This window comes from Alloacidobacterium dinghuense, from assembly GCF_014274465.1.
Classification (GTDB): Bacteria; Acidobacteriota; Terriglobia; order Terriglobales; family Acidobacteriaceae; genus Alloacidobacterium; species Alloacidobacterium dinghuense.
Genome location: NZ_CP060394.1, coordinates 3254380 through 3275101, shown reverse-complemented (window position 1 = coordinate 3275101; position 20722 = coordinate 3254380). Strand labels below are relative to the sequence as shown.

At 53.4% G+C, this 20722-nt stretch carries 16 protein-coding genes and 1 pseudogene; 10 read left to right on the top strand and 7 right to left on the bottom strand.

From position 1 onward, the window contains the following. Nucleotides 1-112: 112 nt before the first annotated feature. The 3 genes from H7849_RS13450 (at nucleotide 113) to H7849_RS13440 (ending at nucleotide 2156) form a co-directional block, all read left to right on the top strand. Nucleotides 113-1225, top strand: coding sequence for a DegT/DnrJ/EryC1/StrS family aminotransferase (locus H7849_RS13450; protein ID WP_186739893.1), 1113 nt, complete (start codon nucleotides 113-115; stop codon nucleotides 1223-1225). A gap of 110 nt (nucleotides 1226-1335) precedes the next feature. Then, on the top strand, nucleotides 1336-1830 hold the full coding sequence (locus H7849_RS13445) for a MerR family transcriptional regulator (RefSeq protein ID WP_186739891.1): 495 nt from the start codon (nucleotides 1336-1338) through the stop codon (nucleotides 1828-1830). Between the two features lie 62 nt (nucleotides 1831-1892). Continuing rightward, the gene (locus H7849_RS13440) at nucleotides 1893-2156 is read left to right on the top strand and encodes a hypothetical protein (protein ID WP_186739889.1); all 264 of its coding nucleotides are present in this window, start codon (nucleotides 1893-1895) and stop codon (nucleotides 2154-2156) included. Nucleotides 2157-2232: 76 nt separating this feature from the next. On the opposite strand, the gene H7849_RS13435 is transcribed toward H7849_RS13440, so the two are convergent. Together H7849_RS13435 and H7849_RS13430 are read right to left on the bottom strand one after the other, a co-directional pair. Next, nucleotides 2233-2583, bottom strand: coding sequence for an STAS domain-containing protein (locus tag H7849_RS13435; protein ID WP_186739887.1), 351 nt, complete (start codon nucleotides 2581-2583; stop codon nucleotides 2233-2235). 18 nt (nucleotides 2584-2601) lie between these two features. Further along, nucleotides 2602-3072 (bottom strand): ATP-binding protein, encoded by a 471-nt coding sequence (locus H7849_RS13430; RefSeq protein WP_349627424.1) that lies wholly within the window; start codon nucleotides 3070-3072, stop codon nucleotides 2602-2604. A gap of 183 nt (nucleotides 3073-3255) precedes the next feature. On the opposite strand from H7849_RS13430, the gene H7849_RS13425 reads away from it, so the two are divergent. Together H7849_RS13425 and H7849_RS13420 are read left to right on the top strand one after the other, a co-directional pair. Next, on the top strand, nucleotides 3256-4509 hold the full coding sequence (locus tag H7849_RS13425) for a magnesium transporter MgtE N-terminal domain-containing protein (protein ID WP_186739885.1): 1254 nt from the start codon (nucleotides 3256-3258) through the stop codon (nucleotides 4507-4509). A 105-nt stretch (nucleotides 4510-4614) separates the two neighbouring features. Further along, on the top strand, nucleotides 4615-5871 hold the full coding sequence (locus tag H7849_RS13420) for an NRAMP family divalent metal transporter (RefSeq protein ID WP_186739884.1): 1257 nt from the start codon (nucleotides 4615-4617) through the stop codon (nucleotides 5869-5871). 146 nt (nucleotides 5872-6017) lie between these two features. Here the strand turns inward: H7849_RS13420 and H7849_RS13415 are convergent, their stop codons facing one another. Continuing rightward, nucleotides 6018-7451: a sigma-54 interaction domain-containing protein gene (locus tag H7849_RS13415; RefSeq protein ID WP_186739882.1), complete on the bottom strand. Its 1434-nt coding sequence runs from the start codon at nucleotides 7449-7451 to the stop codon at nucleotides 6018-6020. A gap of 452 nt (nucleotides 7452-7903) precedes the next feature. Here H7849_RS13415 and H7849_RS13410 point away from each other — a divergent pair, with 452 nt between their 5' ends. Continuing rightward, nucleotides 7904-8197 (top strand): helix-turn-helix domain-containing protein, encoded by a 294-nt coding sequence (locus tag H7849_RS13410; RefSeq protein WP_222439643.1) that lies wholly within the window; start codon nucleotides 7904-7906, stop codon nucleotides 8195-8197. Nucleotides 8198-8207: 10 nt separating this feature from the next. On the opposite strand, the gene H7849_RS13405 is transcribed toward H7849_RS13410, so the two are convergent. The 4 genes from H7849_RS13405 to H7849_RS13390 all read right to left on the bottom strand — a co-directional run bounded on the left by H7849_RS13405 (nucleotide 8208) and on the right by H7849_RS13390 (nucleotide 13516). Then, complete coding sequence (locus H7849_RS13405; RefSeq protein WP_186739880.1) at nucleotides 8208-9710, bottom strand: Dyp-type peroxidase; 1503 nt, start codon at nucleotides 9708-9710, stop codon at nucleotides 8208-8210. 13 nt (nucleotides 9711-9723) lie between these two features. Then, nucleotides 9724-11022, bottom strand: coding sequence for a hypothetical protein (locus tag H7849_RS13400; RefSeq protein ID WP_186739878.1), 1299 nt, complete (start codon nucleotides 11020-11022; stop codon nucleotides 9724-9726). Continuing rightward, nucleotides 11019-11459, bottom strand: a complete 441-nt coding sequence (locus H7849_RS13395; RefSeq protein ID WP_186739876.1) for a hypothetical protein — start codon at nucleotides 11457-11459, stop codon at nucleotides 11019-11021. The genes H7849_RS13400 and H7849_RS13395 overlap by 4 nt, the downstream gene beginning before the upstream one ends. A gap of 137 nt (nucleotides 11460-11596) precedes the next feature. Continuing rightward, nucleotides 11597-13516 (bottom strand): GMC family oxidoreductase, encoded by a 1920-nt coding sequence (locus H7849_RS13390; protein WP_186739874.1) that lies wholly within the window; start codon nucleotides 13514-13516, stop codon nucleotides 11597-11599. A gap of 148 nt (nucleotides 13517-13664) precedes the next feature. Here H7849_RS13390 and H7849_RS13385 point away from each other — a divergent pair, with 148 nt between their 5' ends. The 4 genes and pseudogenes from H7849_RS13385 to H7849_RS27440 all read left to right on the top strand — a co-directional run. Next, nucleotides 13665-14840: a catalase family protein gene (locus tag H7849_RS13385; protein WP_186739872.1), complete on the top strand. Its 1176-nt coding sequence runs from the start codon at nucleotides 13665-13667 to the stop codon at nucleotides 14838-14840. Between the two features lie 127 nt (nucleotides 14841-14967). Next, nucleotides 14968-17421 carry a hypothetical protein gene (locus H7849_RS13380; protein WP_251106256.1) on the top strand — a complete coding sequence of 818 codons (2454 nt, stop codon included), beginning with the start codon at nucleotides 14968-14970 and terminating at the stop codon, nucleotides 17419-17421. A gap of 2 nt (nucleotides 17422-17423) precedes the next feature. Then, nucleotides 17424-19610 (top strand): hypothetical protein, encoded by a 2187-nt coding sequence (locus H7849_RS13375; protein ID WP_186739870.1) that lies wholly within the window; start codon nucleotides 17424-17426, stop codon nucleotides 19608-19610. Between the two features lie 689 nt (nucleotides 19611-20299). Next, nucleotides 20300-20716 (top strand): annotated as a pseudogene (locus tag H7849_RS27440) (DUF4136 domain-containing protein); the annotation flags it as partial. Nucleotides 20717-20722 lie beyond the last annotated feature (6 nt).

Sequence of the window (20722 nt, the reverse complement as noted above, 5' to 3'; positions counted from 1 at the left end):
ATTGACCGAAATCCGTATGGCATTCGTCTGTAAAGCCATTGAAACTAAACAGTCAATGTGCAAAATGCGCGGGCCGCTCCTCTGCGTGGCAGGAATGCGCGAAAATTAAAGAATGCAGTTCATTGACCTTAAAGCGCAGTACCGCAAGCTCAAGTCTGACATCGACAGCCGCATCCAGACCGTGCTCGATCATGGCCAGTACATCCTTGGACCGGAGGTTGCCGAACTCGAAGACCGCCTCGCCGCACGCACCGGCGCGAAGCACTGTATCGGTTGCGCCAGTGGAACCGACGCACTGTTGATGGCGATGATGGCGCTTGAAATCGGTTCAGGCGACGAGGTCATCACCTCGCCGTTCACCTTCTTCGCTACTGGAGAAATGATCGCGCTGCTCGGAGCGGTCCCCGTCTTCGTTGACATCGATCCGGAGACCTACAACATCGATCCGGTCAGGATCGAAGCCGCGATTACGCCGCGCACCAAGGCAATCATGCCCGTGAGCCTTTACGGCCAGTGCGCCGACTTTGACCCGATCAACGAAATCGCAGCCAGGCACGGCATCCCCGTCATCGAAGACGCCGCACAGAGCTTTGGTGGAACTTACAAGGGCCGCGAATCCGGCAACCTCAGCACCATCGGCTGCACCAGCTTCTTTCCGTCGAAGCCGCTGGGCTGCTACGGCGATGGCGGAGCGATCTTCACCAGCGACGACAGCCTCGCCCGCCGCATGCTGGAGTTGCGCAATCACGGGCAAGACCGCCGCTACCACCACACGAGCATCGGCATCAATGGCCGCCTCGATACCATCCAGGCAGCGATTCTGCTGGCCAAACTGGATGTCTTCGACGAAGAGCTAGCGGCGCGCCAGAAGGCCGCGGCGACGTACAACAAGTTGCTAAAGGACCCAGTACAAGCGCCGGTGGTTCGCGATGGATACACCAGCCCATATGCGCAGTACACCATTGAAGTCGATGACAGGGATGCCGTTCAGCAAGCCTTGCAACGGGCCGGAATCCCTACCGCCGTCCACTATCCGGTTCCGCTGCACCTGCAACCCGTCTTCCGCCACATGAATCTAGGTGAAGGTGGTTTCCCGCTATCCGAGCGGGCAGGCGAGCGTGTGCTGAGCCTTCCCATGCATCCGTATCTCGAAGCAAGCCAGATTGTCCAGATTGCGGAAACCCTCCGGCGGGTAGTCGCCGACGTGACTACGGTTACCAAATGAATACAAAAGTTCACCGGATGAAACCGCCGAGGGATTGACATCAGGCATCGCCGGGTGAAGAATCGCATCAAACATTTCACGACCGAAATGTTTGAGGTCATCGGCCGCCTATGTTGGCAGACCGCTTCACCACCGGCGATGTTCTGGAAATGACTGGCGTCACCGCGCGCCAGTTGCAGTGGTGGGATGAAAAGCGCGTAGTTGTACCAGAGCGCGAAGGCCGCAATCGGATCTACTCGACCGCAGATCTGGTCGAAATTCTCGTCATCGAAGAGCTTCGTCGCAAGCACATCTCATTGCAGCAGGTGCGTCGGGTTTTGCGCTTCCTGCGCCGGGAAGTGCACAGTCGGCTGGCCGACATCGTCCAGGGCAGTAAGGAACACCATCTGCTCCTGGATGGGAAGCACGTCTATCTGGAGTCAGATTCGCGTCAGATTGTTGACCTCATGCGCAACACAAATCAGCCGATGCTGTTGATATGTTTAACGGACACCGTCAGCCGGCTGAAGGTTGACGTGAATGAAGTCCTGGCCAAAGCGCCACGGAAGCCGGTCAGTCGGTACCGGAGCAAAAGGAGGGCACCGGAAGTAGCCAGAACAGCATAAAAAGGAAATCCAGGGAGCAGTACTGACACTATTCAATAGCAAGCCCCAAAAAGGAGGCGACTATGTCCGCAGAATTGCAGTTGTTGGAAGAATGGATCCCCGAGCAAATGGAACCAGGAACCCTGTTTGTGCTTGAGAATGCCGGCACGATGGGCGATGCGAAGAATCCTTATTGGGCTGTGCTCGCTTGCCCAAGCTGTGGAGCATTGGGCTTGATTACGAGGGCGCAATTTGCCGGCCTTGAATCGATGATCTGCGGCGCGAACAACTGCTCTGCTGAGTATTATCTGCGCGACGAGGATATTGAGTACCGCAAGCCGCACTAGCAAGGTGCAGGTTCGATCGCAATGGAAAAGGCTGCCATCCGGCAGCCTTTTCTAACAAGTTGTGGAAAAGCGATTCTTAGGCGCGCGTATACGATGCGATTGCGCTGGCTTCGTCATCTTTCACGTCAAAAACTGTGTAGAGCTTGGTAATCTGAAGCAGATCGTGAACCTTCTTCGTCAGGTTCAGAAGCTTCAATTCACCGCCCTGATTGCGGACTGTGGTGTAGGCGCTGACCAACTCGCCGATGCCCGAGCTGTCGATGTAATTCACGTCGGCAAGGTTGAGCAGAATGAGTTTTGATCCCTTTGCCAGTAAATCCCGAATCGCATCGCGCAACTGCACACTGCCTTCGCCGAGGGTAATGCGGCCGCTAAGATCGAGTATGGTTACTCCGTCGACCTGACGGGTATTCAGCTTCATGCTCACGTAAGATTCCTCCTTAGACTAACTGCCGGTTTGAGCGGTCCCAAGATGCTTAATCAGTGTCAGCTCGGTTCCAGGATGCAATAGCTTGAAGTGTACCTCATCCATAAAAGAGCGGATGAGAAAGATTCCGCGGCCCGAACCGCGCAACAAATTTTCCGGTGCAAGGGGATCGGGCAGCGTATCAGGATCGAGCCCCTTTCCCTGATCGGCGATGCGAATCACCAACGAATCGCCCGTATTTTCAAAGGATGCCGTAATCCGTTTGTCCGGATCGTAGGAATTGCCATGCAGAACTGCATTCACTGCTGCTTCCCGCACCGCCATGGCGATGCGAAACACCTCATCTTCGTCCACTCCGGCCTTCTTGGCCATCTGCTCGGCTGTTTGCTCAACCCGGTTCACGCTGTCCAGCGAAGATTCGAGTGTATACGTTATCCGGCTTGCCTGCGATCCCGTCAATTGTTGATCCTCGCCATAATGCATGGACATCCTTATCTTTAACCTGTTGTAGGGCAGTTTGCTTGCTCGGCCGAGCAATGTCAAGCAGGTGCGAAACCGGGGCCCGGAAATCATTCCGCGGATGAACAATCTGAGGCGCTTTACGGGCATCTCATTGAAAAAAACTACACACATGCAGGCGCCTGTTAGACTGCACGCGGGATACGAAACCAGATGGACGAAAAACGCAATGGACCCAGCCTGGCTCTGCTGCTCGGGACCCCGGTAACCGAACCGAAAGGGAGTCTGTTTGGACGGTTGAAGGACATTGCTGTGGCGACCGGCGCCGATGCAGGCCGAATTGCCGGCCTGGTGTTGAAGACGAAGAAAGGGTTGGAACTGGTGCCCGCCACGGAGGTCAGGAGTACGCCAAGCGGAGCGCTCGAACTGCGCTCCACGGATGCCGTGCAGCCATTGCAGGGTGATGAGAACTTCATTTTTCTCAAGCAGGATCTGCTGGATCAACAGATTATCGATGTGCACGGGCGCAAGGTCGTACGCGTCAACGATGTCGATCTGCAATGGTTTTCCAGGGACGAGAAGCAGGATCTTCGCGTCCGGGAAGTTGAGGTAGGGCTGCGGGGCGCTGTGCGGAGGCTGCTGCTTGGGGTGATACCCAAACATGCCCTGGACACGTTTTCGCGCAAGTTCCCGGCGCGGGTGATCCCATGGGAATTTGTAGACATGATCGAGGTGGACCCCGCTCGACGGGTCAAGCTGAAGATCGAGCATGAGCGCCTGGCGCAGCTCCATCCATCCGACATTGCAGACATTCTGGAAGATCTTGCCCCCGCTGAACGCGAGGCAATTCTGACCACCCTGGACGAAGAAGTCGCGGCTGAAGCGCTGGAAGAAGTCGAACCAAAGCTGCAAAAGGCCCTGGTTGAATCTCTGGATTCGGAAACGGCAGCTGGAATTGTAGAGGAAATGGATCCGGGAGCTGCGGCTGACCTGCTGGCTGAGCTACCCGAGGAACGCTCCGAAGCAATTCTCGAAGAAATGGGCGCGGAAGAGCGGCAGGAGGTCGAAGAGCTCCTCGAATTCCGGGAGGATTCCGCAGCCGGCCGCATGACCACAGCGTATGTGCAGGTGCCGGTCCAAGCGACAGTTGCAGACGGGATTGAAGCCTTACGGGGGTTCGAGGGTGATCCTGAAAGCATTACCGAGTTGTATCTGGTCGACGAAAAGGAAGTCTTGATCGGTGTGGTGCCACTGGCCCGGATGATTCTGGCAAAGCCGGAGACGAGACTCGAGGTTCTCACCGAACCACGTTTTATTTCATGCCAGGTGCATGCTCATCAAAACTTCGTTGCCGAACTGTTTGATAAGTACAATCTGCGCGCGTTACCCGTGCTGGATGATGATGGAAGGTTGGTGGGCGTTGTACAAGCGGATCATGTCATCGCTTTTTTGCGGGACAAGATTTAGAAACGAACTGCCGACGTTCCATCACTCTGCACACGTGATATGTTCGCCATAGAACGCTCCCCTAAAATTTTTGAAATGTAGAAAACCAGAGACTAGAACCCTGCAATGTTGAAACGATGGAGAACCCGGATATTTCTGTTTCTTGCTGTGCTCGGACCGGGATTCATAACAGCGAATGTAGATAACGACCCGAACGGAATTCTTACCTATTCGCAGGCAGGTGCGCACTTCGGCTACGCGCTGCTCTGGACAATGATTCCTATTACCCTCGCGCTGATCATCGTTCAGGAAATGTGCGCGCGGATGGGCGTTGTAACAGGCAAAGGCCTGAGCGATCTCATCCGCGAAGAGTTTGGCCTGCGCATGACGTTCATCGTCATGGTGCTTCTGGTCATCGTCAATTTCGGAAACGTCATTGGCGAATTCGCAGGCATTGCCGGAAGTATGCAGCTTTTTCATCTGTCGAAATACATCTCTGTTCCAATCTGCGGGGTGCTGGTGTGGCTGCTTGCAGTTCGCGGAGACTATAAAAGCGTTGAAAAGATCTTTCTCACAGCGTCTGCTTTTTACATCGCTTACATCATTACGGGTGTTCTTGCCGGGCCTAGCTGGCGAACGGCCATCGTTGCGACAGTCGAATTGCCGCCGCGAACACTTTGGGGGCAGCACGACTATCTCTACATGGTAGTAAGCGTAATTGGGACGACGATTGCTCCCTGGATGCAGTTTTACTTGCAGTCCTCCATCGTTGAAAAGGGAGTCAGCGTCAGAAAGTATGCGGCTACGCGGCTTGATGTGATTGTTGGCTCGATTTTCACGGACGTTGTTGCGTGGTTCATCATTGTTGCTTGCGCGGCAACGCTCTGGGCGCATGGCCTGGGCAATATTGCCATGCCTGCCGACGCGGCGGAGGCGATGAAACCCCTGGCGGGATCGTATGCCTTTCTGCTTTTTGCCTTCGGGTTATTCAATGCGTCTTTCTTCGCGGCGTCGGTTTTGCCTCTTTCCACCTCATACACAGTTTGCGAAGGTCTTGGCTTCGAATCGGGAGTGGACAAAAGCTTCCGGCAGGCGCCGTTTTTCTATTGGCTTTACACTCTACTGATAGCGGGCGGTGCAGCGGTTGTGTTGATCCCGGATTTTCCGCTCGTGCAGTTCTCCATCTTTTCCCAGGCTCTCAACGGCATCTTGCTGCCTATCGTGATCGTTTTCATGCTGCGGTTGATCAACCGCAAGGATTTGATGGGAACGCATGTGAATTCTCACTGGTTCAATGTTGCCGCCTGGCTGACGGCAATCATTGTGACCGTATTGTCGGGGATGTTGGTAATACAGCAGGTAGGGACCATGTGGAAGCACTGAAGGACAAAAAGAAAGCCCCAATCTTTGCGGAAGATTGGGGTTCAGGAGGTATTCGTTTTCAAGAGACATTGCTAGAGTACGCAACCGCAGACAGGTCGTCTTGAGCAAGATGGCTGGTTTTACCCTCCACCTTTTGGTGTACTCACCTAAGAGACGTACTTATCTTCGGCCCGGTCTCTCTTGTCGGCGATTCCGTACTTCTGCAGCTTGTAGAGAAACGCTCTGTATTCCAGATTGAGACTGGCGGCAGCCTGTCGCCGGTTCCATCGCGTGGCCTCCAAGGCTTCCAATAAGAGCTTGGATTCGGCTATACGAGATTGTTCGGCCAGACGATCGATGGATGATGAGCCATTCGAGGAGCCATTCTGGACGGAAATTCCATGATGGTGATTGGCAATTGCAACTGGCTTGGGCTTCGAGCACCCAATCGCCTGATTTAATTCGTCGACCAGCATGGATGGATGCTGATAGACGATAAAACGGCGCATGATATTTTCCAATTCGCGCACATTGCCGGGCCAGTGGTACTCCAGCATCGTTCGCTTTAGCTCTTCGGTGATGTGCGGCATTTCTTCACCCGGACGCACATGCCTGCGCAGCAGTACGTTCGCCAGGGAAAGGATTTCATTCTTCCGCTCGCGCAAAGGGGGAATGACGATGTTGATGACGTTTAGCCGATAGTACAGATCTTCGCGGAAATTACCTTGCTCAATCGCGCGTCGAAGATTGCAATGTGTTGCCGCAAGTACGCGCACGTCGACTCTTACTGTCCTACTGCTGCCGAGAGGTTGGATCTCGCCGTCCTGGAGCACTTGAAGAAGCTTTGCCTGAAGACGGATGTCCATGTCTCCGATCTCATCCAGCAAAATGGTTCCGCCCTGAGCGATTTCAAATTTGCCCGGCTTGTCAACAATCGCGCCCGTAAAAGCACCCTTCTCATAGCCGAACAATTCACTCTCGACTAACTCCGAGGGCAATGCAGCGCAATTCAACTTAAGAAATGGCTTGTGGGCCCGTGGAGAATACGCACACAAACGCCGAGCCACTACCTCTTTGCCAGCTCCAGTTTCTCCTTGCAGCAGAACGGGCACATCGGCCATTCCAACACGAGTGAGAAATGCCGTAGAAAACAGCGGAGAACTTCCACCGAGCAGTCCCTCAGAATGTGTAGTCCTGTCTTCCAGTCGAGCTTTCTCCGTCAGGATGCCGGCAGTGCGAGCTGCGTGCTGAACTGTCTGGATCAAACCATCCACAGATGCGGATTTTTGAAGCATGTGAACGTTGCCGTTGCGCACGGGAAGATCGCTGGGCAGGCTTCTTGCATTCTCCGGAAGCAGAAGAATCTGGAGATGGGGATGAGTCGTAGAGATTTCTGATAAGAGGTTAAAGTCCTGCTCCCGCCGCATGGTTACATTGCAGAAAAGGGCTACAAGCGCCTTGCACGACGGTTCGCGAAGATAGGGGACTGCTTCCGGGACGTCTCTCAGCCAAAGAAGGCTGTACGTGTCGTCGCGAAAGGCCTGGTGCAGGCAGGCATGTACGGTCCGATTTTCGCCGATTACAACAATCTCGCCTAACATAAGTCGTTCAACTCGCAAGCGTTGGATATGTTGAAAGAGCACTGCATGGCACCAGCCTGCAGCTATCATACGATCTGCTGATGCTCTCTCCTACCGCAGACCTGATCACCTTGTTCAACAACAATTTATTGGTCGGCGTGGGACGAAAACACGCACCATCAACACTGTGACACTCTTGGAACGCTACAACAACCCCTCTTTAGTCCTTGATTACCATTGAATTCTCAGTCCCATGCGGAGCCAATGCCAAAAGTAAGTTACCGAAAGATTAAGTCAGCTTTCTGCACCCTTTTCGTCTTTTAGGGAACAATGGCAAAAGTTGGGGAGGCAGCATGGCCGTTGATTTGCTGCAAGTACAACAAAATGTTGACGAAAGCGCGCTTCTTCGTTCTGGCACACTGATTGCTTCAAGCCAGTCAGCAACGGGGCCCATTCGACTGAGGAGGTTTCCAATGCAAATAAACGATCATTGGGTTATGACAGTGCCAATTCAACGTGACATCTACCCGAATTTGAAGCTGCGGATCTACACCAGCGGTCTTCGTCAAAACAGAATGGCAAAGATGCTCGGAATTGATGAAGCGCATCTCAGCAAAATTATTAACGGATTTCGCGAACCCAGCGAGGATCTGCGAGCGCGAATTGCGGAACTTCTCCACTGCGATTCGGCGTGGTTATTCCACAAGGTCTTCGTGACCGAGGAGAGCCCGGTAATGGACAGCGAACTCCGGCCTCCGAGCAAATAGGAATCATCTTCTATATCGATCCTGCCTTGACAAGAAAACGCAAAGCACGAATGCCCGGCAGGAAAAAGTAAGCTCCTCCTCGAACTGTGATGAACTGCGGAAGTGCCATGATCTGGCGCTTCGCAGTGTTTTCTTGTGTAAGGGAAAAAGCGCTTGTCCCTCCACAAGGGAGAATCGGCTCACGGTTGCCGAGTAGCGGATCGCTTTCACCTGTAAGGCCTGCAAACTTACTGCTCATCACCCATGCGCTTTGCACAAATTCAAATTGGCGCGAGATATTTGCCCCGAGACTGATGAAATGTATTCCACGGTTTGCGTCATCGGGCGGCGCTGGTTGCAAAGCATCTGCCACCGAGAGACCAGGGCCATATTCCCTTCCGCGGCGGAGCAGCCTATGAAAACGTGTTGAAGCGATCACATCCTGCCCATAGCTGCCTTCACCGAAGCCCAATGTGTGTTTCAGTTTCGAAAAGACATTGTCGCTGGCGCCGGGGAGATCAGTTGTTCGAGGATTCGCGCGGCGAATGTGCGCGCCCAAAGGGCAGCGCAAACCGTTGGTGTCCGAATCAAAAGTGAATTGATTTTGAATCGCATCCTTCTTGTCGATGCCTTCAATTGGCTCCTTACTGAGATCCACCAGAGGCTTGCCATTCTGCTTCCGGCCCACAAATGCTTCTGCCAAAGTCTGTCGGGTCTGGGGATCGGAATTTGCCTGTCGGTCGAGAAATTGCCAGAAGCCGCGAACGTCCTGGGTCAGTTGGCGGAGAACGAGATAAGTCCCGTTTCTGCCTAGATCGTAAAGCGCAGGCTTGTCTTCGGCGAATAGTAAAACCGATTTCTCGTCGTTGGTGGCGATCAGCGGACGATCTGTATATTTGCCGTATTCGTTCGGGTAGCCTAAGAGAAACTCGCCCAATGCCACCAGGTTTCCATAGGCGATCTGATCCTCTTTGGGCTGACGTTGCCGCTTCCAGTCAATTGTGGGCTGACTGATGCCGTCTGTAAAACCGAATGGTTCCACTCCGAACAGATTTGAGGTGGGGAGACAATCCAGCACGGAAAAGGCGCTTTCCCAGTCTGCTCCGCGAATCGTCTGCGACCAGGCCTCGAGTTGACCTTCGCGTGCGTAGATCATCACAACCAGATGAGGGTTCTTGCTCGATCCGCCCCACTCCCAGTATTGCGGAGAGTTTGCTCCCACGTCACCGAGCCGTCGCGAACGGTTCTTATCTCCGGCCATTCCCGAGTAGAACTCAGCGGAGAAGCCCGTGAGGATATCTTCTCCAATGCCGAGAGCGCGGAGCCCTTCGCACGTAAATGCAATCTGCAACGCAGTGTCGGGTGCTTGAGCCAACTCCACGCCAGTCGAAACAGGTGCGGAGTCAAGCCACGCGCGCGCCGTCGACGGATCTCTAATTTCAAGCAGAACAAATGAGGCTTCTGTAAGCGCTCCGTATCCAAAACGCACCAGGCCTTGTATGTCTGCAAAATCGACTGGAGATGGCGTGGTCATTACGATTCCTCTTTTAGAGCAGTTGGACCCATTGCTGTAGTTGCGAGTCCGGCATGCCCGGATTTTCAAGTCCCTGACGAATCAGCGTATTCCGCTGCATGCCCAGCGCTGTTAGACCGGGGTGCCCGTTGTACCAGACTTCTGTCGGCAGTTCATGCCGGCGAATGAAGTACTTAAATTTCTGCTCATCTTTTGCGCCACCCAGGACAAGCCAATTGGTGGTTGGATATCCAATGCCATTGCTGAAGACGACATTCAAGCCAAAGGCGACTTTGTCGATGAAGTCATCCATGTAGCTGTCGAGGCTGCCGTCGTAATTGCTGGCAAAGAAGAGCCGCTTTTTATCATCAAGAAAAACCCAGCGGGCAAAATGAATCGTAGTGACGCGCGCGAGCCTGCCGCGATTGAAGATGTGCCGCGTTGTGTAATTGATGATCCAGAGAACGTAGGAAAGCGCCCATCGCCGGAACAGGCCAGGTTTAACGCTGCCGAATGCGCTGAATTGATTTGTGACGTCGTAGTCTTCGAGAGTACCCAGTTGTTCAGCATGACTTGGAGTCGGGCGCGGAGCAATCTCGGGATCAGTTCGTTCCCGCCGCCGCAACTGAATTATGAAGATAGGCGCGTAGAGGATGAGCAGGGGTAGTAGGAGTATCAGGAGCAGTGGGACCGCGATAAGATGAGCGATGTCCTGCAACTCCCAAATAAAAGGAGTGGCGGGGTCTGGGGTGAGCGAAAGCCTACCGGCAGTTTGCTCGGAGACAATGTACGAACGCAAATCGCTCTGTAACTGACGTGGTGACAATTTTGTTCGCGAACTGTCTGCGTTAAGCCATTTGCGAATTGCCAGCCGCAAGGCTTCCTCCTCGCGAACCTGCAGCATCGTTCGACCCAACCAATTTATGTAGGAAGTTGCAGGGTTTCGATGATGGCCCTTCATCCACTTAAGGAGATCTGTTCCGGTTGAGAAGTCATCGCAATGTTCGAAAATGATCGTCAACCCGCCATGTGCGCAACCTACCAGTTTTGGGAGGAATGCATCGAGCGATCCATCGAAGTCACAAAAGAATGCCAGGTAAACAGGATATTGAGGCGGCGGAAGGTTATAAGCGCGAATGTCCTGAAGAGTTTGATCTTCGAGTATGACCAGTCGCGCAAAATGCAGTTCTTCGAGACTGCCAAACGGAATCAGCGCGTTCTGTGGATCTGCAACGCCCGGCGACTGGTTCATCGAAAGCAGCAGTTGCCGTAAATCGTCCACTCGCCCGGTGGCGATGGGCGCCACGAACGTCAAATGCGCTTGCGGAATCATTGTCCGGGGAACTGAATTGCAAAATCGATCAGTTTCGTCTTGTCCCAGTAAACAACTCCTAGATACAGACCGGGAGCGATCAGACGAATCTCATCGCGAATCCAATGCGCCAGAAGAGAAGTCTCAGAATAGTCCAGAACAATGCAGTCTTTTCCGTCGAACCAGCTTTCTCCCCTGTAAACTTTGGCGACAATTGCGTTCAAGCCAAACGGAAGAATGCGGTTTCGTAAGGTGCCACTGCTTGCATCGAAGGTTTTTCCCTGCCATGCGAAATGATTGATAAATGTTGCAATCTCTTGCGAATAGATAGTTCCAGGCGCGATGATCGCAGTTCCATTCGCTTCGCCGTTAGGAATGTCGCCTGGCAGGCTGGCGCTGAACAGGTCGTCGAGTTCTTTCTGGGACATGCCCAGCAATTGCGGAACGGTATAGGGCATAGACTTGTAACTCCTCGGAAAAACCGGAACACCTTCCGGTATAGCCGCACTCTGTCAGAAATAGTGCGCCCCAACTCTGGCGCGTTGCAGATTACGCGGTGAATTGCAGTCCAATATCGTTTGGAAGCCGGGAGTTGTCAATCGAAAGATTCAGTCAGAGGCCGCGCATCTTCAAGGATGACGTCGGCGGCCTTTTCTCCGATCATGTAAACCGCGCACGCAATAAAGAAGCCTGGAATGCGGGGAAAGACTGAGGCGTCTACTACCCGCAGACCTATCGTTCCATGTACGCGGAAGTGGCTGTCGAGTACACCTCCAGATTCGCGTGGCCCGATAGCGCAGGTGCAGGACGCGTGATGTCCCCACGCGTTATTTCGAACATATTGACGCAATTCGTCGTCTGACTGAAGCGTTTCACCGGGGAGCGTTTCTTCCGCAATTACGTCTTTGCGGCGCAGTCGGTCCGTCAGTTTGCGCACGAAGCGAATGCCATCTACTACTGAATCGAGGTCCTGGCCGTCATCAGGCGTGCCCTCCTCGAAGTAGTGGAAATTGACCTCAGGCATGTCGAGAGGATCTGCCGAGCGAAGCGTCACTCGGCCAGCTCGGTTGTTTGTGTGCGCTTTGAGCACAGCCCATGTGAGGTAGTTGCGGTTCGTAGCGAATACCCGAGAATAACCGGGGAAATATCCTTCAAAGCGGCCAAGCACTGCGAGACAAAACAGGTCGGGCAGAGGCCGCTCGGGCGCAGAGCGTTTGTACATCGAAAGTAGTGTGCCATTTGTCGTATAGGCGCCTTCCCGAGACCGATCCCAGCAGTCATACTGGGAGTCTCCTGTCGAAAATTCCGCACCCTCGAAGATTTCCCACTCCTCAAAATTCATCCGGTTCACAACGCCGATTTCATAACGATCCTGCAGATTTTTGCCGACTCCAGCGAGATCCACGCAGACTTCAATCCCATGGCGCTGCAGCTCTTCGGCTGGCCCAATACCCGACAACATGAGAAGCTGCGGTGTGTTGAATGCGCCTCCCGCCAGGATGACTTCGCGCTGGGCATATGCTGTGCGCCGCACACCAGGCATCATATTGGGGTGAGCGTGGGCTTTGTAGAGGTTTTGGCCCTTAAGATATTCAACGCCAATAGCTCGACGATTCTCGTCGAACAAGACGCGCGTGGCCAGCGCATTAAGCTCTGTATGTAGTCGATCCGGATGTCTCGCGGCAACTTCCAATACGCGCTCGCGCGTGCCGATCCGGGCATGGTCCTTCGTAGTTAGCGGCATGTAATGCAGGCCGATGGAATTTGCTCTTACCGTGCGCCAGTCATTTGGATCCAGTAAGCCTTGCAGAGACCATTCCACTTGATCGGCGACATAGCCCATCTCGTGAACTGCTTCCTTGATCGACGCTATCAAGACGTCACGCAGGTCTTTTTCAAGCAGCGCCGATAAGGGAATGGCACACTCCGTATGCAGCCATCCATGCCATCCATGGCGGCTTGGATTCATGCCAATTTGTGCCAGCAAGCGTTCTGGTTCACGATGATGACAATTTTCCAGCCGCTCGAAGTAGCGCCGCATATTCTCGCTGTTCCAGGAATTGTCCCCGGTCAACTCAGCGATGCCGTCCCAGTCATCGTCGTGTGGATATACAAAGATCATGGCGTTGTGCGCGGTACAGCCGCCGAGAGTTCCAGCTCGGGGGTAGAGCACGCCATCAACTCGCTGCCCGTCATTGATCTCGCGATATTTGGGATCGAGCTGCTGCGCCTTGGCATCGCTGTAGTGGCGGACAAAAAAATCCCAACGCATCGCTTCATTTTCCGAGGCGAATGTATGGAAACAGGGCACGTCATAATCGGCGGGCAACCTCTCAGCACCTGGTTCTCTGGCACCGTCCTCTAGAGGCTGCTTACAGTCACTGCCCGCCTCCAGAAGAAGCACGGTATAGCCGGCTTCCGCCAACCGAGCTGCGACAGTGCCCCCACCTGCGCCGGAGCCGACGACGATGTAATCCCACGAGTCTTGCGCTGGGTTACTAGCGTTATTAGCCATGAAGTTTCCTGATCTTCAGCATGCTATAAGAAAATCTCCCAGTGCAGACGTTTAGTTTCCGGGCTTAAAGAAGCTGTTTAGTATCTGTCGCATTTCGCGGTAGAATTCCGCTCTACTACTGTTGTACTTTCCGAGGAAGCGAATAGCGATGGCTCTTGGTCCGCGCATCAACGATGCAATTCTCGGCCTTGTCACACTGGAACATCGCGTCGATCCTTACTTTCGCGACGGCTTTAATGCGCTTTTTCAGCGACCTCTCGCCAATATGGTGCAGTTCTTTCTGCGCCTGCTTCACAAGAATCCAGAGACGCGGCTCTGTCAGGAGATTGCTGAAGCTGAAGAACAGGAACTCGCTTCGGCTATTACGGACCAAATGAAGGCGTTCACCACGCGTGAATATCAGGGGCGCGTCGCTGAACGGGCAGGAAACACCAAAACTTACGGTGTAGTTCGGGCAGAATTCCGAGTGCTATCGGGTATTCCAGACGATTTCAAGAAGGGTATTTTTGCTGGACCAGAAACCTTTCCTGCATGGGTCAGGTTTTCTGGCCCGGGTCCGCTCTCGCCTCCCGATGTGGCCGATGCGGGAATCCTCAGCATCGGCGTGAAGGTAATCGGTGTTTTAGGAAGCAAACTCTTAGATGACGAAAAGTGGACGCAAGATTTTCTGGGCATTAGTTGTCCGACGTTCACCACCCCGAACACGAAAGAGAACCTGAAGCTGCAACGTGCGATTTATGCCGGGACACCCGTGTTCTATTTCTTTAAGCCATTCGATTCCCATCTACTCGACGCCACGATGCAGGGTCTGTACGCGAGAATGAACAGAAGCCCATTGGAGGTCCAATACTGGAGTTGTGTTCCTTATCTTTGCGGCGAAGGAATGGCGGTTAAGTACTCTGTGCGCCCAACCTCGAAATATAAGACAAGGATTCCGTGGAACCCGCCTGATGACTGGTTGCGACAGTCCCTAGCGATGAGGCTCCGGAGTGAGGATGTGGAGCTGGATTTTTTGATACAGAAGCAGACGGATCCGCGACGCATGCCGATCGAGGATGCATCCATTGAATGGCCCGAACGCTTGTCGCCGTTTGTTCCGGTTGCGAAGATCCATTTTCCGCGGCAGCGATTCGACTCGCCTGAGCAACTGGCTTTTGCCAATGTGCTCTCATATAACCCGTGGCACACGACAGCAACACATCGTCCTTTAGGAAATCAGAATCGCGCGAGAAAGCTTATCTATACAAAACTGTCCGCGTTGAGGCAGGCAATGAATCACGTACAGCACTTTGAGCCTGATGGTTCGGAGAGATTCCCTCAGTAATTTCTGCTGCGATCAAAGGATTCGCTATGTTACTATCCTCGGCCATACAGCATCCTGTGAAACTATCAGCAGCGCCGATTCACTATTCGCTATATCTGTGCTTTGAAACAGGAGTCCTGAAGTAGAAATGACAATGACTCGGTTCTACCCTTCTCGCGCATGGATGGCTGGCGCTCTTGTCTGTCTTGCTTTGATGGCAGGCTGCAAGCGCGGCCCACAACCAAGCGAGGTGCAGGATGAAGCCCGTCGCGCGGGCCGTGCAGCATCCTCGTTTCCTGCCGCTGACGAAGATTATTTTCATGACATGGATGGCGGCATTGCTCTGACTCCTGACGAAGTCAAGGGCCGCAACATGTGGTTGGTGTGGACGGGTGGCAATGATAGATTCTGGGACACGATGGCGACTGCCAGTGTTGGAACGCTCGATTTTTTGAAGACGATATCGTCCTATCCTGGTTACAAATACGGCCGGGACAATCGCTGGAACTATCTAGGCCTGGTGAATGAACCATGTTTTCAAAAGGCTACTGGGCCGGATCAGCAGCATTTCGGGCTGTGGCTTGATCAACGCAGCGCCAGTTGTCCGGCTGATCCGTTCGCGAATGAGCAGAAGTACCCGGGTGTGAAGATTGGCTCGCGTCGTGACACTTTGCCAGTTGGCTCCTACTACGGTTATCCCACCGGAATCGTGGGATTGCGTCTCTTTCCGAATCCTGACTTCGATGCGGCAGCTGCCAAGCGATGGGATGCGAAGCGTTATTACGAGGACCCAAGCTATTACAACGACAAGAATTTAATCAGACCATATCGCGTGGGTATGTCCTGCGCGTTTTGCCACGTGGGTCCGAATCCAATCAAGCCTCCGGATGACCCAGAAAATCCGAAGTGGGAAAATCTGAGTTCGAATGTTGGCGCCCAATACTTTTGGGTGGATCGCATCTTTGTCTGGAAGCCAGACGCGAGCAATTTCCCATATCAGTTGTTCCATACCTCCCGGCCGGGCACGCTCGATACATCACTGATCTCCACGGACAACATCAATAACCCACGCTCAATGAATGCGGTTTATGGTCTCCGTGCGCGCTTGGAAGTTGCTAAGCGATGGGGCAAGGAGACACTTACAGGAGGAGAACTTAATAACAAACAGTTCAATGATTTTGTACATGAAGGAGAACTTACACAGTTCTTCCAGCCTCCAGACACAGTCCGGACGGCTCGTATTCTCAAAGATGGCTCCGACTCGGTGGGTGCGCTGGGCGCGTTGAATCGTGTGTATCTCAACATCGGTCTATTCAGTGAGGAGTGGCTGCTGCATTTTCGCGCGCTCGTGGGAGGCAAGCCGATTACGCCGATTGAGATCGCTGTTGCGAACAAAAACTCAGCATACTGGGAAGCCACGGAACAACAGACGCCGAATATGGCTTTGTTCTTTTTGAAGAGCACGGAACCGCATCTCTTGAAAGATGCGCCGGGTGGTCAGGCTTACCTCACCAAGGATCAGAGCGTGTTACAGCATGGAGCCACGGTCTTCGCTGATCGCTGTGCGCGCTGCCATTCAAGTAAGATTCCAGCGCCTGCCCCGGGCGTGGACCCCGATGGCTGTGCTGGTAAAGATTACCTAGCGTGTTGGAATACGTACTGGGCATGGACGAAGACGGATGAGTTTAAATCTGCCATGCGGAAGATCGTGTTGCAGAAAGATTTTCTCAAAGATAACTACCTTTCGACAGATATGCGTGTTCCGGTAACATTGCTGCAGACGCAGGCGTGCAGCCCTTTAGCAACAAATGCGATTGCGGGAAATATCTGGGATAACTTCTCTTCGCAGACCTATAAGGACCTTCCATCGGTGGGAACTGTCACGGTCTATGATCCCTATTCAGGCAAGCCGAGCACTTACCAGATGCCCGCGGGTGGGCGCGGTTACATGCGGCCTGCCTCACTGATTAGTGTCTGGTCGACAGCGCCGTTTCTACAAAACAATACCATCGGAAATTTCAATCCCAGCCCATCCGTTGCCGCGCGCATGACCTCGTTTCAGGATGCGATTGAGAAGCTTCTCTGGCCCGAGAAACGTGATAAAGATTCAGTGCTTGGCGATAAGATTCCTGGACTGATCGATCGCACAACAGAGACAAGTTATCTGCGCATTGCTGGCGGCTATCTGCCCGACTATCTGAAGCCGCTCATCTCGCCCGGCCAACGGTACTTCCCCGCGATATTTGGTGAGGGGGGATTGAAATTAGGCCCTATCCCTGCGGGAACTCCCGTAGATTTGCTTTCGAATATCGATCTTCTTGGCGAGCCCGCGAATGCCGAAGAGAAGAGAGCGCATGAGGAAAAGGTTCTAAAACTTCTGCTTAGGATGAAACACGATCTGGACGAGCTTCCCGGAAATGCGACTGACGATGATGCACGGAAGGTCTTTGCAAATCTCGTGCAGCCGATGCTCGAGCTAAACAAGTGTCCAGATTTCATCGTTAATCGTGGACACTATTTCGGCACCAGCTATTTTGCTGAAGAGCCAGCGCTCAGCGATCAGGATAAGCGTGCCCTGATTGAGTTCCTGAAAACGTTCTGATCATGAACGAGCCTGGTGACAGGGCTGAGGGGCAGGCGAGATCTCCCGTATTCGAATTTGCTGCGGTAGTCCTGTTCTGCGCTGCTATCGTTGCGATCTCAGTCGTTCTTCTTCGACGCCATCACCGTAGCGAAATCATTCCTGACGACGCAATGCTTGCGGGGAAGACGATTGCCGATTTTCCTCAAGCAAATATGCATGCCTTCGATGAAATGGACAGTGGTATTGCGTTGAATGATGACGAGACCAGAGGTCGAAATACCTGGCTACTGTGGACGGCTGGTGATCAGGTTTTCTGGGATCACATGGCGCAGCGGGGTTTCGGAATCGTCGATCTTCTCAAGACACTTGATTCCCGTCACCGCGCAACACGATTCGCAGATATGGGACTGATGAATGAGCCGGGTTACGCACCTGCTACACAGCCTGATCAATATGGTCTTTGGCTTGATCAAGGGGCGCAGGAGGAGGGCGTAGATGCGCGCGTCTATGGCCGCTCTTCTGGAGTGATCGGATTGAGGATTTATCCCAATCGGAAGTTCGATGCAGCTGCGCAACGGGCGTGGGATCCGCAGCGCTACTATAATGATGCCCCTTACTATACGAACCCTCAATTAGTCCGGCCTTACATCGTCGGAATTTCCTGCGCCTTGTGTCATGTAGCGTTCAATCCGCTTAAACCTCCTGATGATCCTGAGCAGCCGAAGTGGCAGAATCTGTCGTCGACGATTGGGAACCAATACCTGGTGGGCGCGAAGGTGTTTGCGGCAACTGCCAGCGCCGATAGTTATGCATTCCAGGTTCTTCATTCGTGGAAGCCGGGAACGATCGATACGTCGTTCCTGGCTACTGACAATCTGAACAACCCCAGCAAGATAAATTCCATTTATGCGATAAAAGATCGCCTTTCGGTTGCGCATACTGAGGAGATAAGCGGCGGCGCACTGTATTTCTCGAATGGCGCAACCTCAGCTGCAGTCCCGCATGTGTTGAAGGATGGTGCTGACTCTGTCGGACTGGCTTGTGCTTTGAGCCGCGTCTACGTCAGTATTGGAGAGTACAGCCAGGAATGGCTTCGCGATCATAACGTGATTGTCGGCGGTTCAGCGCAGCATCCTTTTGCAGTGGAGAAGGCGCAAAAGGGCTCGATTTACTGGCAGTCAACGATCGAGCGTATTCCTAGCCTTTCAAGATTTCTGATGCGGATGAAGAGTCCGCATCTCGCCGATGCTCCTGGCGGCAGGGAATTCATTACCCGTGATGCGAAATTGCTTGAACAGGGAAAGATCGTTTTTGCCGAGCATTGTGCACGATGTCACTCCAGCAAACAGCCACCTGCATCGATTGACCGGTCTTCGTCTGAATATACGCGGTGGATGAAAGCGGAAGTCTTGAAGGCCGATTTTCTGGATGAGAATTTTCTTTCGACTGAGGAGAGAATTCCTGTATCCGTTGTTCAAACCAATGCGGCGCGCGGGCTGGCTACAAATGCTGTTGAAGGACACGTCTGGGATAACTTCTCGTCGAGAACATACAAGTCATTGCCTTCCGTAGGAGAGATTGAGGTCACGAATCCGTTCGATCAATCGACCAGCAGTTTCTCGCTGCCCGCAGGTGGGCCGGGATATTACCGGGTTCCTTCGCTTCTTGGCATATGGGCAACTGCGCCGCTTCTGCATAACAGCGCCCTGGGAACCTACACTGACGATCCGTCGACGGCTGGACGCGTTGCGGCGTTTGAAGATGCCATGGAAAAGCTGTTGTGGCCGGAGAAGCGTCGCGGCGTGAACTCTATCCTGCGCACGTCGGAGCAAAGTTACATCGAGATTGCTGCGGCGTATCTTCCGAAAGAGATCAGCGAGTTTGTGTCCAATGGATATCTGCGTGTCGGGCCGATCCCGGAAAACACGCCCATCAACCTGCTGGCAAATGCCGATCTCGATCTCTCAAATCCACATGGAGAAATCGATCGGCTCAATCTCCTTGCTCGTGTTCAGGGTGAGTTGTTACGGATCAAGGTTGAAAAGCTGAATGCTGAGGAGGCCCAAAAGGCGCTGCTGAAGCTGGTTCCGGACCTGCTGAAAATCAGCAAGTGTCCGGACTTCATCGAAGATCGCGGACACTACTTTGGAACGAACCTTTCCGATGCAGATAAGCGCGCTTTGATCGAATTCATGAAGACCTTTTAGCGGCAAAAGGCGGCTGCCAGCCAGGTATCCCCCTCCCCCTCCCGCATCGCGGTGGGCCTTATTTGTTTTCAATCACTTACGGGGGGATAATCTCCTGCTATGCCTATGATTCTAATCGGGTTAACCTGTTTCTAGTGTTTTCAATCACTTAGCAGGGGGTCCGGTTTCCTTAGATTCTGCAATGAAAATAAAAGCCCGCCATTTGGCGGGATTTTTCTTCCTATTTCCAGTTTAGCAAATTTGGCGGAAATACTACGCCAATCCAGCTCGGGTTTTTTCGGTTTGGAATGTGCAAGTTAGAAGTTTTTTTGCAGATTATCCCCTTGACAAAGGAAAAGGATGTAAGATGCGCCGGGGCTAAAAGCCCCTTCTTGTTGGGGCCTAACGCGGGGCTGAAGCACCGCTCTTTCACCGCCGTCCTGCTTCGCAGGACAAACGGTCCAACTCCAACCTCAGTCAAAGGGATCACCATTGTTTTTTTCTGCGGAGGGGCTTGACAGACAAGGCGATCAGCTGCGCTGAGGCCCTCAAAAGCGTGCAACTGGCCGTTTAGGGCCAGACAGGATGCAAAGGAACGCGAGTCGAGCGAAGATGGTCGGAAGCCGGTCGGATGACAGCTACAGCCCGCGCCGACATTGGTGCCCGATTCGAAGCCCGATCGAAAAGCGTGGGTCTGGGGTTGCGTACAGATGTGTGATGACGGCTGCCGGATTCCAGCGACGATCTCGATTGGAAGTTTGCTCTGTGTCCGCGCCCCGGGCATCCGAAGTTCATACAGCTTGGCTGTTCGGTATAACTTCGACAAGGATACCAATCTCTCAAAGTTCAAAACTCACAAGTGGGTTGCCATCAGGTGCGCAACGCCGGTAGATGACATCACGGACAAGCAAATCAAGGCTTCAGTCGATGCCCAGTTAGCCACAAAAGGCCTGACCAAAGTCGAAGGAGATAATCCTCCGATCTGTTTATCGGCTATCAAACGGCCATCGGTACGGGAGAAGCAATTTACGTCGCATGACATAGACGGGTGGGGCTACGGACCCGGCTGGTATCGGGGTGGATGGTATGGCGGCGGGGGCGGGATGACGACAGGGCAAACCTCGACGATCTAT

Coding starts and splice junctions, on each gene's coding strand:
- H7849_RS13445 (WP_186739891.1), top strand. CDS start 1,336: ATGTTGGCAGACCGCTTCACCACCGGCGATGTTCTGGAAATGACTGGC.
- H7849_RS13415 (WP_186739882.1), bottom strand. CDS start 7,451: ATGTTAGGCGAGATTGTTGTAATCGGCGAAAATCGGACCGTACATGCC.
- H7849_RS13405 (WP_186739880.1), bottom strand. CDS start 9,710: ATGACCACGCCATCTCCAGTCGATTTTGCAGACATACAAGGCCTGGTG.
- H7849_RS13400 (WP_186739878.1), bottom strand. CDS start 11,022: ATGATTCCGCAAGCGCATTTGACGTTCGTGGCGCCCATCGCCACCGGG.
- H7849_RS13395 (WP_186739876.1), bottom strand. CDS start 11,459: ATGCCCTATACCGTTCCGCAATTGCTGGGCATGTCCCAGAAAGAACTC.
- H7849_RS13420 (WP_186739884.1), top strand. CDS start 4,615: ATGTTGAAACGATGGAGAACCCGGATATTTCTGTTTCTTGCTGTGCTC.
- H7849_RS13375 (WP_186739870.1), top strand. CDS start 17,424: ATGAACGAGCCTGGTGACAGGGCTGAGGGGCAGGCGAGATCTCCCGTA.
- H7849_RS13380 (WP_251106256.1), top strand. CDS start 14,968: ATGACAATGACTCGGTTCTACCCTTCTCGCGCATGGATGGCTGGCGCT.
- H7849_RS13425 (WP_186739885.1), top strand. CDS start 3,256: ATGGACGAAAAACGCAATGGACCCAGCCTGGCTCTGCTGCTCGGGACC.
- H7849_RS13390 (WP_186739874.1), bottom strand. CDS start 13,516: ATGGCTAATAACGCTAGTAACCCAGCGCAAGACTCGTGGGATTACATC.
- H7849_RS13440 (WP_186739889.1), top strand. CDS start 1,893: ATGTCCGCAGAATTGCAGTTGTTGGAAGAATGGATCCCCGAGCAAATG.
- H7849_RS13430 (WP_349627424.1), bottom strand. CDS start 3,072: ATGTCCATGCATTATGGCGAGGATCAACAATTGACGGGATCGCAGGCA.
- H7849_RS13450 (WP_186739893.1), top strand. CDS start 113: ATGCAGTTCATTGACCTTAAAGCGCAGTACCGCAAGCTCAAGTCTGAC.
- H7849_RS13385 (WP_186739872.1), top strand. CDS start 13,665: ATGGCTCTTGGTCCGCGCATCAACGATGCAATTCTCGGCCTTGTCACA.
- H7849_RS13410 (WP_222439643.1), top strand. CDS start 7,904: ATGCAAATAAACGATCATTGGGTTATGACAGTGCCAATTCAACGTGAC.